A 14,327-nucleotide genomic window follows, 5' to 3' on the forward strand; every position below is an offset into this window, starting at 1 on the left:
ATGGCCTGCACTTCCTGCGGTTTGCCTCTCGACTTTACCCTAAGGCGGGCAACCATTAAGCTGAGGGGGGCTTTTCTCTCGGGAACCTTGGCCATGCACACCCCATCGCAGATCCTTCGCGAGCGCCTGCGCTTCCACGGCCACAAGTACACTTTTGTCAGCCAGCGCTTGCGCTTTCCCAACGGCACAGAGGGGGAGCGGGAGTACCTCATCCACCCCGGCGGCGTCGTGGCCGTGCCGGTGACTGCCGAAGGCAAGTTCGTCTGCATTCGCCAGTATCGCTTTGCCGTCGCCGCCTACCTTTACGAATTTCCTGCCGGCACCGTCGAGCCGGGAGAACATCCGGATGAAACCATTCGCCGCGAGCTGGAAGAAGAAACCGGCCTGCGCGCCCACCGCTGGGATCCCCTCGGCCAATTTTATCTGTGCCCCGGCTATTCCAGCGAGATCATGTACGCCTACCTGGCGCGGGATCTGGAAGTGCTGGATGCTCCACCGGCCAAGGACGAGGATGAAGACATCGCCGTCGTGGAGTTTTCGCCTGCTGAACTAACGGAAATGGCCCGTTTTGGCCTGGACTTTGATAGCAAATCTATCGCCTGCTTTTGGCGGGCCCAATTGTTTTTGGCGGCAGAAAAGGGGGCTACTCCAAGTGGCAACCAGACATGAGTGGCAAACTCTGGCCATTGCAATTGCCGGTGAACCTTTGCCTTGCCTAGCTTCCCTCCCTCAGAGCGAGAGTTAGGGATCGATCCAGCGAGCCGTTCCATTTGATAATGACTACGACTTTTTTGTACAGCTTTTTCTAGCGTTATCTACGGCAGCCAGTATAGATCAATCTCTTGCGTCAGTCGCCCCTGACCATCAAGGTGGGCGCGACGTTGAATTGAACATCAGAGGGATCCCTTATCCCGGCTATTTTGTTAACTGGAGAAGCCTTGGAGTCTCCTAGAATTTTAGGGTCGAGGGGTGAGGAAATATGCGGAAGCTGTTGTATTCCTATGGTCGCATAGCCTGGGGAGTGGCCTTGGTTGTCACCCTACCAACTGCCGTTGGTTCTGCCCATTCCCAGCCTATGCTTCCGCTTTTGCCGGCTGTTTCTGAGGGGGGCAGCGCGCGCGAAGGAGTTGTTGCCCTATTTCGTCAATCCATCTGGTGGGACTTCATCCGTGGCAATCGTGGCGAAAACCTGCGCCTGTTTGCGGCCAGCCTCACCGCTTCCGATCGTCAGGATGTAGTGGCCGTGTTTGAAATCCAGCGGCAGCCGACAGTGGAGCCGGTGGTGCGGGTTCTCAGCTTTGGACATCAGGGAGGATACGATTTTCGCCTGCTCCACACGGCTGAGCCGATCCCAGGGCGGTTGGTGGAAGCTCACCTGCGCACCGACATCACCCCCAGCACCCAGCCCAAGTTGGTGCTGCTCACCGAGCGAGGGGGCATCAGCCTGCTGCGGTCTGTCTTGGTCTTGGAACACCGGCTAGAGGGGTTTGTGCCGTTGCTAAGCGTAACAGACTTAAGCAATGCTAGCCTGCGGGTCAGCCCCCAAGGGATCCTGGTCATCTCCAGCGTGCCGGGATCCAACCGCGACTCGCGCGCCACCCTCTACCAGTGGGAAGGAGATGGCTTTGTCCGCCGCGATCTGTAGCATCCCAAGTTTTTCGATTGGCGACAAGGCATAGGCCGCTGGGATTCGTTCCCAATTGCTGCGAAGCAGTCCCCTGCAACTCCCCTCTCCCACTGGGAGAGGGGTCGGGGGTGAGGGGAGATCCCACTGGGAGAGGGGTCGGGGGTGAGGGAAACGTCTCCAGCCTATTGAGGATGACTGGAGAATTGTTGAGCCTGCCAGCAGGCGCCTAGGCTGGGCGCTTGGCCCACCTGCCAAAGCCACAGGCTCTCTGCTCCCAGGGGATGCAGGCTCCAGGGATCCAGGCCAGACCCAAACCACCCGTAGGGATCGACAGGAGCGGGCTGGCCGGAGTTGGTTTGATCAAGGCGGCGCACCTCAAAATGGAGATGGGGCCCGCTGGCGCAGCCGCTGTCGCCCGACAGGCCGATTACGTCCCCTGCCGCCACTCTCTGTCCCTCCTGCACCCGGATTTGGCTGAGGTGGGCGTAGAGGGTTTCCAAGCCGCCTGGCTCGTGCAGAATGCGCACCCGCAACCCCCTGACCGGGCGGCCCAAGCCAGGACACAAAAACTGCGGCTCTTGACGCGCCAAGGTGACCCGTCCTGAAGCGGCGGCCAAGATCGGCGTACCCACCGGCATGGCCCAGTCGTAGCCGGCGTGGCCATCGCTTTTGCCGCAGGGGTGCAGCGGGCCAGGGAGCCAAACTTGGCCTTGCCCACTGACAAACCGTCCGTTGCCATCTTCCTCCCCCAGGGGCATATCGTGGTCGAAAAGGTTGGTGACGGGAAATTCGCCGACAAAGGGCTTGTGCAAGAACGGCCACTGGGGCAGCGGCGCATCCCCATCGGCAGAGCGATGGCTCTCCAGCGCCAGCCGATAGTTTTCCAGCTCCTGACGCTGAGCCGGATCCTGCGACTGCCGATACAAGAGATCCACCAGGCGCAGGGCCTGAGACCAGTCCCGGCGCTCCACAGCCCGGGCCAACTGGGCGTACACCCCCACCAGGGATCCCTGCCACCGAGGTAGGGGCAGGCCCTGGGCAAAGACAGAGGGGATGTTTACGAATTGATACAATAGACAGCAAAATATCAGCAGTGTCACCGTTAGCAGCAGTGACACCTCTGTCCAGGGAGCCATCCCAAGTAGGCCGGCCCGCAAGCAAGCGGGTTCGTTCTTGGAGTTGGGCTTTCTTCCCAGGCCACCCGCTTTTCTCCTCAGCCGTTGTAGGAGCGGTAGAGAGGCAGAGCGGCTTTGCTTAACCACTCTCCTGGAGTTTCTCATGCGTTGGTTCTCGTCCTCTGGTGTTCTCGTCAGTCCGTCTTTGCAGCTTTCTGTTTGGCGAAGTGTTCTGCCTCTGTCCGGCTCAATTTGGCGGCGGCTGGAAGCTTTGGCGCTGGGTTTGCACATTCTGTCTTTGCTCTTCGGGTTGGCAGGGTTGCTTTGGGTTGTACCCCATCCTGAGTGGGTGGCCAGTTTGCCCCCCGTTGGCATTCAAGCCTTCTCCTGGAGCATGGGCAATGGCGGCGTTGCCTACATGGTGTTCGGGGCGCTGGCGGCGGCTTTGATGGGATCCCGACTGTTGGGAGTGCGGCGCCTGTTGATGTTTTTGATCCCGGCGGTGGGCATCTCCCTGGCCAGCGAGCTGTTGGGCACCAGTACAGGGATCCCCTTTGGCGACTACGGCTACCTCAGCGGCCTGGGCTACAAGATCGCCGGGTTGGTGCCTTTTACCATTCCTCTGTCTTGGTTTTACGTGGGGCTGTCCTCTTACCTGTTGGCGCGGGTGGCGCTGCAAGCGGGTCGCCACTGGCTGATCCACTGCGAGGCCATCCTGTTGGGGGCGCTGCTGCTCACCGCTTGGGACTTCGTGCTGGATCCGGCCATGACCCGCGGCTTGATCCCCTTTTGGACGTGGTTTCAGCCGGGGCCCTTCTTTGGCATGCCGTTGCAAAACTTCGGCGGTTGGATGCTGACCGGGGCCGCCTTTATGACCGTAGCCAACCTCCTCTGGGGGAAAGATCAGCCTGTGTTGAACCGCCGCCAGTTGTTGGGGCCGCTGGTGCTTTATGTAGCCAATTTTGCTTTTGCCCTGCTGATGAGCCTGGGATCCGGCATCTTCGCGCCGGCGGGGCTGGGCCTGTTGTTGGGGTTGGGGCCGGCTTTGGGGTTGTGGTGGAGCGCTCCGCCTGCACCCTCCCATCCCGAAGCGGTTGAAGGAGAGGCAGCTCGAACCTGGCAGGCGCTGGAGGATCCTGGCTGGGCGGGGGTGAAATAGCTGCCTGGCGTAGTTATGAGGGAGCAACAGTGCCCTGTAGCCCTTTCGGTGCTCACCCCTCTTGCTGGCCCATATCTGCCTGGACGAATGGGGGGATCCTTCGGGGCCACCCAAAATGGAGCCCAAGTCGCGGCAGCGGTGGGGTAGTTTGTTAACTTAACTGCTGCCGCCATGGCCAGACTTTTTTTCTGGATGAGGCGAAGTGGAAGCCGGTTCCGTTTCCTTTGATTTGTCCTGTAGCAAGCCGATCAGCAAGCAGGCCACCCCAAGGTTGATGGCCACATCCGCCACGTTAAACACCGGAAAGCGGATCCAAACCAGATTAAAAAAATCCACCACGTAGCCGTTGAGAAAGCGGTCGATGCCGTTCCCTACCGCTCCTGCCCAGACCAGACCGTAGCCCGCCTGTTCCCAACGGCCCAGGCTGCCGCCGCGAATCGCCAGCAGCGCCAGCGCCACCGCTACCCCCAACGAGACCCACTTGAGGAACTCTGCCGAATCGGCAAACAGGCTCCAGGCGGCGCCGGTATTTTCCACATAGGTGAGGTGAAACACCCCCGGCCACAGCTCGATTTCCGGCCCCGGCAGCAGCCGCTCCACCGCCCAGCGCTTGGTCGCCTGATCCAGGATCACGCCCAGGATCCCGGCCAGCCAAAAGCCCGTGTTTTTCATGCTCTTTTGCTTCACCACGTCCACTGGCAATAGCGCTCAGAGGAGCACTTTTCCCATCCTGACATTCTCTCTCCCGCCTGTGGGTGACAAACCGCAGGGGCAAGGCTTGGGGGTTGTCTGTCTGGAGAGCTCAATGAGGACAAAGAAAAGCACCCGCCTGGCTGAGCCAGACGGGGATCCCACAGTCCAGAGAAGAGGACAAGGGCAGCTACCGACCCTGTTGCTCCAGGGATCGGCGCAACTCACTGGCCATCTGCAGAAACTCTTGCGGATTGCCCGCCTTGCCGTAGGAGGAGCGATCTTCAACCTTTTTGCCACTGCCTTGGCGGGTGCGGGTGTTGAGCAAAGAGCTGGCCATTTCCATGAACTTGGCAGGGTTTCCTTCGCTGCTGCCCCGCATCACAGAGGTTCGTCCGGCACGAGTCACTGCCATAGCTACCTTGATTCTCAGAAACGAAATGCTTGTTCATATCTTCCCACAAGGGATCCCAAACCCGCCAGGCCCAGCGCTCTATTAAGCTAGGAGAATTGTTGGAGATAGCCGTGAATTCTCAGGCTTTGCATCACCAATTCGATACATTCAGAGATGCTTTGCTCGGCGGTTTTGCACACCACCTCTGGACATTCCGGCGGCTCGTAGGGATCGTCGATGCCGGTAAAATGCTGGATGAGACCTGCCCGCGCTTTGCGATAGAGGCCCTTGACATCCCGACGTTCGCATACCTCTAGGGGGGCATCCACAAAGACTTCGATGAAGTTGCCGATCTGCCGCCGCACCTCCTGCCGGGTGGCCCGATAAGGGGAAATGGCCGACACCAGCACGATCACCCCGTGGCGGGTCAGCATCTCTGCCACAAAGCCGATGCGGCGAACGTTCTCATCCCGATCTTCTTTGCTGAAGCCGAGCCCTTTGGTCAGGTGTTGCCGCACCAGGTCTGCATCGAGCACTTCCACCGCCAGCCCCAGAGCCTGCAACTGCTGGGCCACACCGCAGCTCAGGGTGGTTTTGCCCGCGCCGCTGAGCCCCGTAAACCAGACTGTTACCCCCCGCCGCCCCATGGGTGTGGATCCCGTCTCCTTAGAGCTTCGTCAGAATAGCATCCTCAGAGCAGAGTGATACACTCGAATCACTGTCCATTCTCTCTCTGTCTTGCCGCCGGCCATGTCACCGCTGAGCTCTTCTCTCGTCGATACCCCCTCGCAATCCGCGACCACTGCCGAGCTGTTCGAGCAGCATGTGATGTCCACCTACGCTCGCTATCCTCTGACCTTGGTGCGGGGGGAAGGCTGCCGGGTTTGGGATGAAGAGGGGCGGGAGTACCTGGATTTTGTGGCCGGCATTGCCACCTGCACGTTGGGCCATGCCCACCCCGCTTGGATCCAGGCGCTGACGCAGCAGGCGCAACAGTTGCACCATGTTTCCAACCTCTACTACAACCAGCCGCAGGCGCAACTGGCCCAATGGCTGACCCAGCACTCCTGTGCCGATAAGGTGTTTTTTTGCAACTCGGGGGCAGAGGCCAATGAAGGCGCCATCAAGCTGGCCCGCAAGTACGCCCATACGGTGCGCGGGATCCAGGATCCGGTGATCCTCACCGCCCAGGCCAGCTTTCATGGACGCACCCTGGCCACCATTACCGCCACCGGCCAGCCGAAATACCAAAAAGACTTTGCCCCTCTGGTGCCCGGCTTCGATTACGTTCCCTACAACGATCTCGAGGGTACGGCGGTGGTGTTGGAGCGCTGGGGCGAGCGGGTGTGTGCCGTGCTGCTGGAGCCGCTGCAGGGGGAGGGGGGGGTTGTCCCAGGAGATCCCGCCTACTTCCAGTGGCTGCGCCGGGTCTGCAGCGAGCGGGGCATCCTGCTGATGTTGGATGAGGTGCAGGTGGGCATGGGGCGCAGCGGCAGGCTCTGGGGCTACTGCAACTTGGGAGTGGAGCCGGATGTGTTCACCTTGGCCAAGGGTCTCGCCGGTGGGATCCCGATTGGCGCCCTCTTGGCCAAAGAGTTTTGCGCCGTGTTTCAGCCAGGGGATCACGCCAGCACCTTTGGCGGCAATCCCTTGGCCTGTGCAGTGGGCCTGGCGGTTTGCCACACCCTGATGGCCGAAAGCCTGGTTTGGAATGCCCAGCAGGCAGGAGCCTATCTGCGCCAGGGGCTGTCTCGCCTGGCAAGGCAGTTTCCGCAGCTTGTTCAAGAGGTGCGCGGCTGGGGCCTGATCCAGGGTTTGGTGGTGCGCATCCCGGCGGCTGAGGTGGTCAGGGCGGCCCTGGAGCAGGGGCTACTGCTGGTGCCGGCGGGATCTCAGGTGGTGCGCTTTGTGCCCCCCTTGATCGTCACGCCAAAGGAGATTGACGAGGCGCTGGCGCGGCTGGAATCGGCTCTGCAGAGCTTAGCCGTTGGCGATGGCGGGACAGAGTCCTGGCAAGCTTAGCCCTGGTAGAGCTGTTGCAAAAACGCCTGCAGCCGCTGGCGGGCCTCATGGGGCAAGGGATCCCTGGCCTGCTCTAGCAGGGGCAGTACCTCCTCGGCGTAGGCCGGGACAAAACCGTCAGCCGGCCAGAGCAAATCCGAAGTGGATTGCAGGTTTAAAACTTGGGATCCCTGCTCGAGCAACAGGGGCCGCACCCACAGCAGCGCCGGGGATCCCGCCTCAAGATTGTGGAGAGAAACCTGAATCAGCTCCACGTAGAGGGTGGCCTGCGACCCCGGCAAAGCTAGAAGGCGGCGGGGTGAGGTGAGGACACTCCCTACTTCCGTCCTCCCAGCAGGCAGAGGACGTCCTCTAAGGGGGGGCTCCTCACCAGAGCCACATTGAGCAGGCAGACAGGGCCACAGGGTCATGGAACGGCTGGCTTCCGCTTAGGAACGATCGAGACAAACTACACCTGATCTTAAGAGACGCCTTCTCAGGTTCTGCGAGGGGATCCCGTCGGAAGCAGAGATTGCCCAAGGTGCTAGTCTTGCAGGCAAGGCTCCTCGAAATTCCTTGCAACCGGATCCCGCCATGATGCACACCTTTATCCCACCCCACCGCTTTTTCCCCTACCTGACCTGGACGGAGATCCAGGCCATGCCCGACAAAGAGAATGTGGTGATCATCCAGCCCGTAGCCTCGATCGAGCAACACGGGCCCCACCTGCCCCTGGTGGTGGATGCCTGCATCGGCACCGCAATCATCGGGCGGGCCATGGAAAAACTAGAGCCGGGGATCCCGGCCTATGTCCTGCCCACCCAGTGCTACGGCAAAGCCAACGAGCACTGGCATTTTCCGGGCACCATCACCCTCTCGGCGCAAACCCTGATGGCGGTGCTGACCGAAGTGGCCGAAAGCATTTACCGGGCCGGGTTTCGCAAGCTGGTGTTCCTCAACTCCCACGGCGGCCAGCCCGAAGTGCTGCAGATTGTGGCCCGCGACCTGCACCAGAAGCACGAAGACTTCCTCCTTTTCCCCATCTCCGTCTGGCGCGTTCCCCACCAAGGCCAGGAGCTGATGACCCCGAAAGAACGGGAACTGGGCATCCATGCCGGCGACGGCGAGACCAGCATGCTGATGTACCTGTTGCCCGAGACAGTACGAACTGACCGCTTGGTCTGCGAGTACCCTCAGGATCTGCCGGAAGACAGCCTGATTAGCCTGGAAGGGCGGCTCTCTTTTGCCTGGACAACTCGCGACCTCAGCCAGAGCGGCGTCCTGGGGGATGCCACCGCCGCCACGCCGGAAAAAGGCAAACTTTTGGTGGAGTCCATGGCCGATGGCTGGGTGCGGCTGATCCGGGATCTGTACAAGTTCCAGCAGCCCCAGGCTTGGCGCAAAGACCCGCTGCCAAGGTAGGGATCCCGGCAGATGTCTTTACCTTCTGAGGCTTCTGGCCAACCCTAGCCTGCTTCTCAGGAGCGGAAGCAGCGACTTCGCCAGGACGGGTGATAGGCTTGAGGGGAAGTTCCCCTACCCTGTGAGGGGAGAGCAATGGTTCTTGCCTCAAAGCCAGCCACCCCTCCCATCCTCGAGCGGCACGACGCCACTTGGCAGGACTACCTGACCATTGGCAACCATCCCACCCTGGACTGGCAGAAGATTTCTTTTTACCAGGGCTGGTTGTGGGTCAACATGGGCAAAGAAGGGCCAGAGCACGCCTCCGTCAGCGATTTCATCACCATCATTTTTGGGTTTTGGGCCTTTCTCCACCCGGATGTGCCCCTGCAGTCCTACGGTCGCTGTCTGATTGAGTACCCAGAAACCCACGCCTGTGCCCCCGACCTGGTGCTCTACAAAGGGGAGAACATCCCCAGGTACCAAGCTGGCGAGCCGCGGCGGATTGATTTGCGTTTCCAAAGACCCCCTGACCTGGTGGGCGAAATTGCCGACACTACCCTCAGCCTTGACCTGGACGAGCAGAAGCAGCTCTACGCCAGCCTGGGCATTCCTGAGTACTGGGTCATCGATGTCAAAGGGCGGCGCGTTTTTGCCTTTGGGCTGGCCGAGGACAGGCGCTATCGGGCCATTGCCCAGTCAGAGGTGCTGGCGGGCCTGCCGATGGCGCTTCTCGAGCAAGCCCTAGAACGGTTGGCCAACGAGACCAACACCGCTGCGGCCAACTGGCTCCTGCAACAGCTCCAACGCCAGGCTTGAGGCCACCGCTGATCAAGATTTCAGGAGAGGTCAGTCTTCTGATTCTTCTATCTTGGGATCCAAGCTCTTGGCGGTAAGGCGCAGGGCCTCTGCCTGATCCATCACTCGTGGAGCTTGTGCTGCCGTCTCAACGCCCTGGCGATAGCTCTCCCACAGAGGCATTTCCGGGTAGGTCTGCTGCAGTTCCTCAATCCGATCCAAAAGGGCCGCCAGCCAGCCGGCTGTGCCCCAGGTGAGCAAAAACTGGAAGGGGTTCCAGAGGTTGAGCTGCCGCCCCAACTCATTTAAGCTCTCGTTGCGGATGGGCGGATCGAAGATGTTGGCCACCGTCATCAACTGTCGTGCCAGCAGGGGTCGAAGGGCTTTCTCGGCAGCCTCCACCACGGCAGGGATGGCGGCCTGGATCCGGTCGGGGTCGGGAATATTCCGCGCCTGGGGCAAGGCTTGCAGCACCAACTCCAGCCGTCGCCCTGCCTCTGCTGATTCCAAGGCCGATTCCAGGGTGGTGCCCACACTGAGAAACACTTCTCCCGTCAGCAGCCGCACTGCATCGATGACCAGGTGATACAGGGGGGGGATCACGAGCTTAATCCACTCGCTCTGGAAAAACTCCCGCAGCCGCCGGGCCGCATAGTCCCCCACCTGGGTGGTCTGGATCCCCACTTGGGTGAGATTGAGGTACCAGTCGGGGGGGGATCCCTTGGGATCCAGCCAACGGCGCAGGGTTTGCCATTCTTCTTGCGTGAGAGCAGTGCGTCCCTGTTTCAAACCGGTTCGCCGCAGCTTGCCCTCGGCATTCAAGAGCCTGCGCAGCTCCGGTGTGCCCAACAAGGACAAAGCACCTGCCGAACCCACACTGCCAATCTCGATGGCAATCAAGGTGACTAACAAGGCGGCTGAGGCTGTCACCTGGATCTGGCCAGTTTTGTCCATCACAAGAGGCAGGCGGCTGTTGCCATAGGCACGGGCACTCATCGCCTCCAGAGCAGAGCGTTGCTCAGAGCTCAGCACCCAGGAATCGGTTTCCGCCGGCTCCTGCAGGCCGTGATACAACAGGCTGGCCACCCAGGCTCGATCGGCAGCCCGCCCCAAAGAGCCAATGACCACCTCCCATTGGCAGGGGTTAAGCAAGGGCAGGAGGGCTTGCAGCTCTTGCCGGATGGGCTCTGGAGAAGTTGCACTTCTTGCCCTGTCCAGAGCTGCCTGCAGCCGATCCCGCGCCTCTCGGCACAGCCCGCCCCACTCCAGTTGCAGGCGGGCCAGGGTTTGTTGCACCGTTTCTTCGGAGCGCCGGGGCAGATCCTGCCAGCCCGCCTCCAGTTGCCGCCACAGCTCCTCCCAGTTCAGGCCCTCAGCAGCGCCATTGACGGGATCCGCGGCAGTGCTGGGCGAGGCATTGTGGGGCTCGGAAGCGGAAGAAGGATCCAGGGGCTCAGACATGGACAGAGGTGGCCTCAAGGGGATTACCGGCATTATAGCTAGGGGTAGAAGGCCAGCCGCGGTAAACCCAACGTTTCCGGCCATCCCATCATCAAGTTGAGACACTGCACTGCCTGCCCGGCTTGCCCCTTCATCAGGTTGTCGATGACCGACAGGACGATAACCCGGTTGGTGCGGGTGTCCACCTCCAGCCCAATCAGGCAGGTGTTGGTGCCGGAGACCCATTTGGTTTGCGGGTAAACCCCCCGCGGCAGCACCCTCACCCAGGGGGATTGGCGATAAAAAGCATTGTAGATAGTGAGCAAGTCTTCCCCCACAAAGCCGGGATCCCGCAGGTTGGCGTACAACGTAACGTGGATGCCCCGCACCATGGGCACCAGGTGGGGCGTAAATTGCACAGTGATGGGCGTGTGGGTCAGGTCGGCACAGCCCTGCTCGATCTCGGGCGTATGCCGGTGTTGGGCCACGCCATAGGCCGCCAGCGAGCCGTCCACCTCGGCAAACAGGGATCCCACCTTGGGGGTGCGACCTGCCCCCGAAACGCCGGACTTGGCGTCGAAAATGAGGCTGTCCAGCTCCACCAACCCCTGCCGCAGCAGCGGGGCCACTGCCAGCAACGAGGCGGTGGGATAGCAGCCGGGACAGCCCACCAGTTGGGCTTGGGCAATCGCCTCGCGATACAGCTCTGGCAGCCCATAGACCGCCTGCTCATTGGCTTGGCGATAGGCAGGGCTGGGCCAGTTGGGATCCGTCTGCCCCAGGCGGTACCACGATTGGTAGGTGGCCAGGTTGCGGAAGCGGTAGTCTGCCGAGAGATCTAGAACTTTGCAGCCTTTGGCCAGCAAAGGCGGGGCCAGGTCCGCCGCCAGCCCATTGGGCAAAGACAAAAACACCACCTGGCTGCTGGCGGCAATGCGATCCACCTCTACCGGCTGCACGGTCAGATCCACCACCTGGGCCAACTGGGGATAGAGATCCCCATAGCGCTTGCCGGCACTGTCCTGGCCGGCCAAGTAGGTAAGCTGCACGCCGGGATGCTCGCTCAGCAGCCGCACCAATTGCACTCCTCCATACCCGGAAGCCCCGACAATGGCGACGCGGACGGGATCGACGGGTGGGAAGGAGCGGGGCGCCATATTGGCCATGGGGAGCTGCCTGTGCAGGAGAAGTTACATGATGGCTTGCCTTAAGTTCTATCGCATTTTTCCGCCGCATTTGCCCCTGCATCTTGTTCATCCGCACGGGTATTGCCCAGCAACCCAGTGGGATTTGTTATGCTGGGCTCACCGGAGCTGCTTCGGCCTTGGCAGCGGCTTCTATCTTTCTTTGTGTCTGTCTGGGTAGCTTCATCATCTTCGGTCTATGCACTATGAGCGATTGATCAACATTGTTCTGCGAGCCTACGGCCAAAGCAGCCGCCATGGTCTGGATCAAGAAACCCTGACCCTCTACTCCGAAGGTCCCTACACCCTCTACAAGCTCACCTCCCATTTCGACCGCCGCTCCATTTTTGTCTTGGCCCAGAATCAGCGGGATATGTTTGTTTCCGGCGATGCATTTCACAACAAGCTGATCCCGGGGGAATGGCAGGCGTGGCTACACCAGAAAGCGTTGAGCATTGCTCCCGATACAGCAAAAGCGGGCTAGTCGGAGACGAGCCCACATCCAGCCTGTCGAGATCCGGCCAAGAGCTGTAGGGACTACCTGTTGTTGGCCAAAACCCCTGGTTGAACCTGTCGGGGCACCACCGAGAGCCGATCCAGCTCAGCACAATAGGCCAGATCCCTGTCGTTTTCCGGCCCAAGCCCCAACAGCCGCTGCCCGTGGCTAGAGTGCCGCAACAGACCCAGGAGATCCTCCTGCCAAGTTTGGTAGAGAGCTAGGGCGGCCACCGCTTCGTCGTTGCCCAACTGCTCCAACGAGCAGCCCAAGCGATGCAAAATCGCCCCGGCACAGGCGGTGTCTTCCAACGAAAAGGCACCTTCCCAGCCGGATCCCACCAGCCACACTTCGGCAAAAGCTCCTTGTCTGAGAAATTCCACCACCGCTCCCAAGTTCACCAGGGCCGCCGTGATCACCACCGGGATCCCTTCTAGGCGCTGCAGGCTGCGCGTGCCGTTGGTGGTGCTCAGGAAGATGCGCTTGTCTTGCACGCGGTCGGGGGTGTAGTCGAGGGGGGAATTGCCCAGATCGAACCCTGCCACTGCTTTGCCCCCCCGTTCCCCCGCCAAAAGCCGCTTGCAAGCCGGCCAGTTTTGGCTTGCCTCCTGGAGCTGTTGCAAGTGAGCAAACACCTGTACCGCCTCTGCCCCTGCTGCCAGCGCTGTGGCAATGGTGGTGGTGGCCCGCAGCACATCGATGGCCACCGCGCACTCTGGGATCCCGGATAGAGGCACCTGTTCGGGCGTGTAGAAGTGGGAAAAGCGCATGGGAAAAGGGTGAGGAGCGAAAACGTTAAAACTCACGCCGGGCAAACACCAACACCGCCAGAATTAGCAGCAAAAGGGTGTAAACCAAGCCGTAAAGTGCATCTACGAGAAGTTCTGCCGGAGGGGGAACTTGGCCGTAAACGGCAGCGTCTCTCAGGTTGAGGCGCTCCAGATCCGGCAACACCCAGTAGATCATCTCGAACACTTTGCCCAACCCGCCATCTTCCACCAACTTGCTCAATTGCAACAGAGCACGGCTGGCATGGCCCATCAGGAACAGGGCAATGGTGTAGAGCGTAGCCAAAATTGAAGAGGTAAAAACCCCGAATAGCAGGGCGGCGGCGACAATCAGCGCCAGCTCCAAGAAAGTAAAGGCCGCCGCCCAGGAAACGGCCAAAAGGGGAATCGGAGCCTGCACCACCAGCAAACTCAGCAGAAAAACGGCCGTCATCAGCAGCACCAGCACCGACAGCAGAGCCGACAGGCCCAGATGCTTGCCGACAATGAACTCTGCCCGGCTCATGGGTTTGGCAATCAGCACATAGACGGTGCGCTTTTCGATCTCTTTATTCACCAGCCCTGTGCCAACGAAAATGGCCACGATCAGCCCAAAGAAGTGAATGGCCGCCAACCCCAAGTCGGCAATAATCTTGTTGTGGGCTTGGTTAGCCACCTGCGGGATCAAAACAATGGCTCCCAGCATGGCCACCGCAAATACCATCACCAGGTAGAGAATCCGATCCCGAATCGTTTCTCGGAAAACGTTGTGGGCAATGGCCACCACGCGCGTCGCATCCATGTCTGCACCCAAAGCCGTGACGATCCGACTGATACACTGGTAACAGATCCAGCTCCCATTTTATGCAGTTCCAGGCCCAGATCCAGATTCACCTGCGCCCCTCTGTGCTCGATCCTGCCGGGGCCGCCGTCCAGTCCAGCCTACATCAGTTGGGGCACACCCAGGTGCGGCAGGTGCGTATCGGCAAGCACATCCAACTGCAGCTAGAGGCTCCCGACGCCGAAACTGCCCGACGCCAGGTGGGCGAGCTGTGCGACCAACTGCTGGCCAACCCGGTGATCGAGACCTATCAAATCCAAGTGGATCCCATCGAGGGTTAATTTGCGGGGTTCGCATGATTGGGGGTTGATCGAGCTTTCGCGGTGGGAAGACCCCCACTGTAGAGCCAGCAGGGTATATCGACAAAGACAGTTTGGCAAGGCGATTGGGGAAGCCTAGGTTTAAGGGCTGGGC

At 60.6% G+C, this 14,327-nt stretch carries 17 protein-coding genes; 8 read left to right on the top strand and 9 right to left on the bottom strand.

Features of this window, described 5'->3' with window-relative positions; all coding sequences use genetic code 11:
- Both NW853_RS11275 and NW853_RS11280 read left to right on the top strand, forming a co-directional pair.
- Window positions 1-669 carry an NUDIX hydrolase gene (locus tag NW853_RS11275; RefSeq protein WP_414349054.1) on the top strand — a complete coding sequence of 223 codons (669 nt, stop codon included), beginning with the start codon at window positions 1-3 and terminating at the stop codon, window positions 667-669.
- A 310-nt stretch (window positions 670-979) separates the two neighbouring features.
- Window positions 980-1,645 carry a hypothetical protein gene (locus tag NW853_RS11280; protein WP_414333531.1) on the top strand — a complete coding sequence of 222 codons (666 nt, stop codon included), beginning with the start codon at window positions 980-982 and terminating at the stop codon, window positions 1,643-1,645.
- Window positions 1,646-1,809: 164 nt separating this feature from the next.
- Here the strand turns inward: NW853_RS11280 and NW853_RS11285 are convergent, their stop codons facing one another.
- Window positions 1,810-2,700 (bottom strand): M23 family metallopeptidase, encoded by an 891-nt coding sequence (locus NW853_RS11285; protein ID WP_414349055.1) that lies wholly within the window; start codon window positions 2,698-2,700, stop codon window positions 1,810-1,812.
- A 205-nt stretch (window positions 2,701-2,905) separates the two neighbouring features.
- On the opposite strand from NW853_RS11285, the gene NW853_RS11290 reads away from it, so the two are divergent.
- A complete protein-coding gene (locus NW853_RS11290) occupies window positions 2,906-3,901 on the top strand; it encodes a carotenoid biosynthesis protein (protein WP_414333535.1) in 996 nt (331 codons plus the stop codon).
- Between the two features lie 156 nt (window positions 3,902-4,057).
- Here the strand turns inward: NW853_RS11290 and lspA are convergent, their stop codons facing one another.
- From lspA to cysC, 3 genes are all read right to left on the bottom strand, one after another.
- On the bottom strand, window positions 4,058-4,573 hold the full coding sequence (gene lspA / locus NW853_RS11295) for a signal peptidase II (RefSeq protein WP_414333548.1): 516 nt from the start codon (window positions 4,571-4,573) through the stop codon (window positions 4,058-4,060).
- Window positions 4,574-4,781: 208 nt separating this feature from the next.
- Window positions 4,782-5,006 (bottom strand): hypothetical protein, encoded by a 225-nt coding sequence (locus NW853_RS11300; RefSeq protein WP_414333537.1) that lies wholly within the window; start codon window positions 5,004-5,006, stop codon window positions 4,782-4,784.
- 86 nt (window positions 5,007-5,092) lie between these two features.
- The gene (cysC, locus tag NW853_RS11305) at window positions 5,093-5,632 is read right to left on the bottom strand and encodes an adenylyl-sulfate kinase (protein WP_414333538.1); all 540 of its coding nucleotides are present in this window, start codon (window positions 5,630-5,632) and stop codon (window positions 5,093-5,095) included.
- 103 nt (window positions 5,633-5,735) lie between these two features.
- On the opposite strand from cysC, the gene NW853_RS11310 reads away from it, so the two are divergent.
- Window positions 5,736-7,007, top strand: a complete 1,272-nt coding sequence (locus tag NW853_RS11310) for an aspartate aminotransferase family protein (RefSeq protein WP_414333539.1) — start codon at window positions 5,736-5,738, stop codon at window positions 7,005-7,007.
- Here the strand turns inward: NW853_RS11310 and NW853_RS11315 are convergent.
- The gene (locus NW853_RS11315) at window positions 7,004-7,417 is read right to left on the bottom strand and encodes a hypothetical protein (RefSeq protein ID WP_414349056.1); all 414 of its coding nucleotides are present in this window, start codon (window positions 7,415-7,417) and stop codon (window positions 7,004-7,006) included. The genes NW853_RS11310 and NW853_RS11315 overlap by 4 nt on opposite strands.
- 166 nt (window positions 7,418-7,583) lie before the next feature.
- Here NW853_RS11315 and NW853_RS11320 point away from each other — a divergent pair, with 166 nt between their 5' ends.
- Together NW853_RS11320 and NW853_RS11325 are read left to right on the top strand one after the other, a co-directional pair.
- On the top strand, window positions 7,584-8,408 hold the full coding sequence (locus NW853_RS11320) for a creatininase family protein (RefSeq protein WP_414349058.1): 825 nt from the start codon (window positions 7,584-7,586) through the stop codon (window positions 8,406-8,408).
- A 135-nt stretch (window positions 8,409-8,543) separates the two neighbouring features.
- On the top strand, window positions 8,544-9,206 hold the full coding sequence (locus NW853_RS11325) for a Uma2 family endonuclease (RefSeq protein ID WP_414349057.1): 663 nt from the start codon (window positions 8,544-8,546) through the stop codon (window positions 9,204-9,206).
- A gap of 30 nt (window positions 9,207-9,236) precedes the next feature.
- Here the strand turns inward: NW853_RS11325 and NW853_RS11330 are convergent, their stop codons facing one another.
- Both NW853_RS11330 and argC read right to left on the bottom strand, forming a co-directional pair.
- Window positions 9,237-10,646, bottom strand: a complete 1,410-nt coding sequence (locus NW853_RS11330) for a hypothetical protein (RefSeq protein WP_414335954.1) — start codon at window positions 10,644-10,646, stop codon at window positions 9,237-9,239.
- 38 nt (window positions 10,647-10,684) lie between these two features.
- Window positions 10,685-11,791 (bottom strand): N-acetyl-gamma-glutamyl-phosphate reductase, encoded by a 1,107-nt coding sequence (gene argC / locus NW853_RS11335; RefSeq protein ID WP_414335956.1) that lies wholly within the window; start codon window positions 11,789-11,791, stop codon window positions 10,685-10,687.
- A 217-nt stretch (window positions 11,792-12,008) separates the two neighbouring features.
- Between argC and NW853_RS11340 the strand changes: the two genes are divergently transcribed.
- Entirely contained in the window at window positions 12,009-12,293 is a 285-nt protein-coding gene (locus NW853_RS11340) for a hypothetical protein (protein ID WP_414335958.1), read from the top strand.
- Between the two features lie 53 nt (window positions 12,294-12,346).
- Here NW853_RS11340 and NW853_RS11345 read toward each other — a convergent pair whose 3' ends face one another.
- Complete coding sequence (locus NW853_RS11345) at window positions 12,347-13,075, bottom strand: 2-phosphosulfolactate phosphatase family protein (protein ID WP_414335962.1); 729 nt, start codon at window positions 13,073-13,075, stop codon at window positions 12,347-12,349.
- A gap of 25 nt (window positions 13,076-13,100) precedes the next feature.
- Complete coding sequence (locus tag NW853_RS11350; RefSeq protein WP_414335959.1) at window positions 13,101-13,874, bottom strand: ABC transporter permease; 774 nt, start codon at window positions 13,872-13,874, stop codon at window positions 13,101-13,103.
- Between the two features lie 62 nt (window positions 13,875-13,936).
- Between NW853_RS11350 and purS the strand changes: the two genes are divergently transcribed.
- A complete protein-coding gene (purS, locus tag NW853_RS11355) occupies window positions 13,937-14,194 on the top strand; it encodes a phosphoribosylformylglycinamidine synthase subunit PurS (protein WP_414335961.1) in 258 nt (85 codons plus the stop codon).
- Window positions 14,195-14,327 lie beyond the last annotated feature (133 nt).

It is taken from the genome of Synechococcus sp. H55.11 (assembly GCF_047462475.1).
Taxonomy (GTDB): Bacteria; Cyanobacteriota; Cyanobacteriia; order Thermostichales; family Thermostichaceae; genus Thermostichus.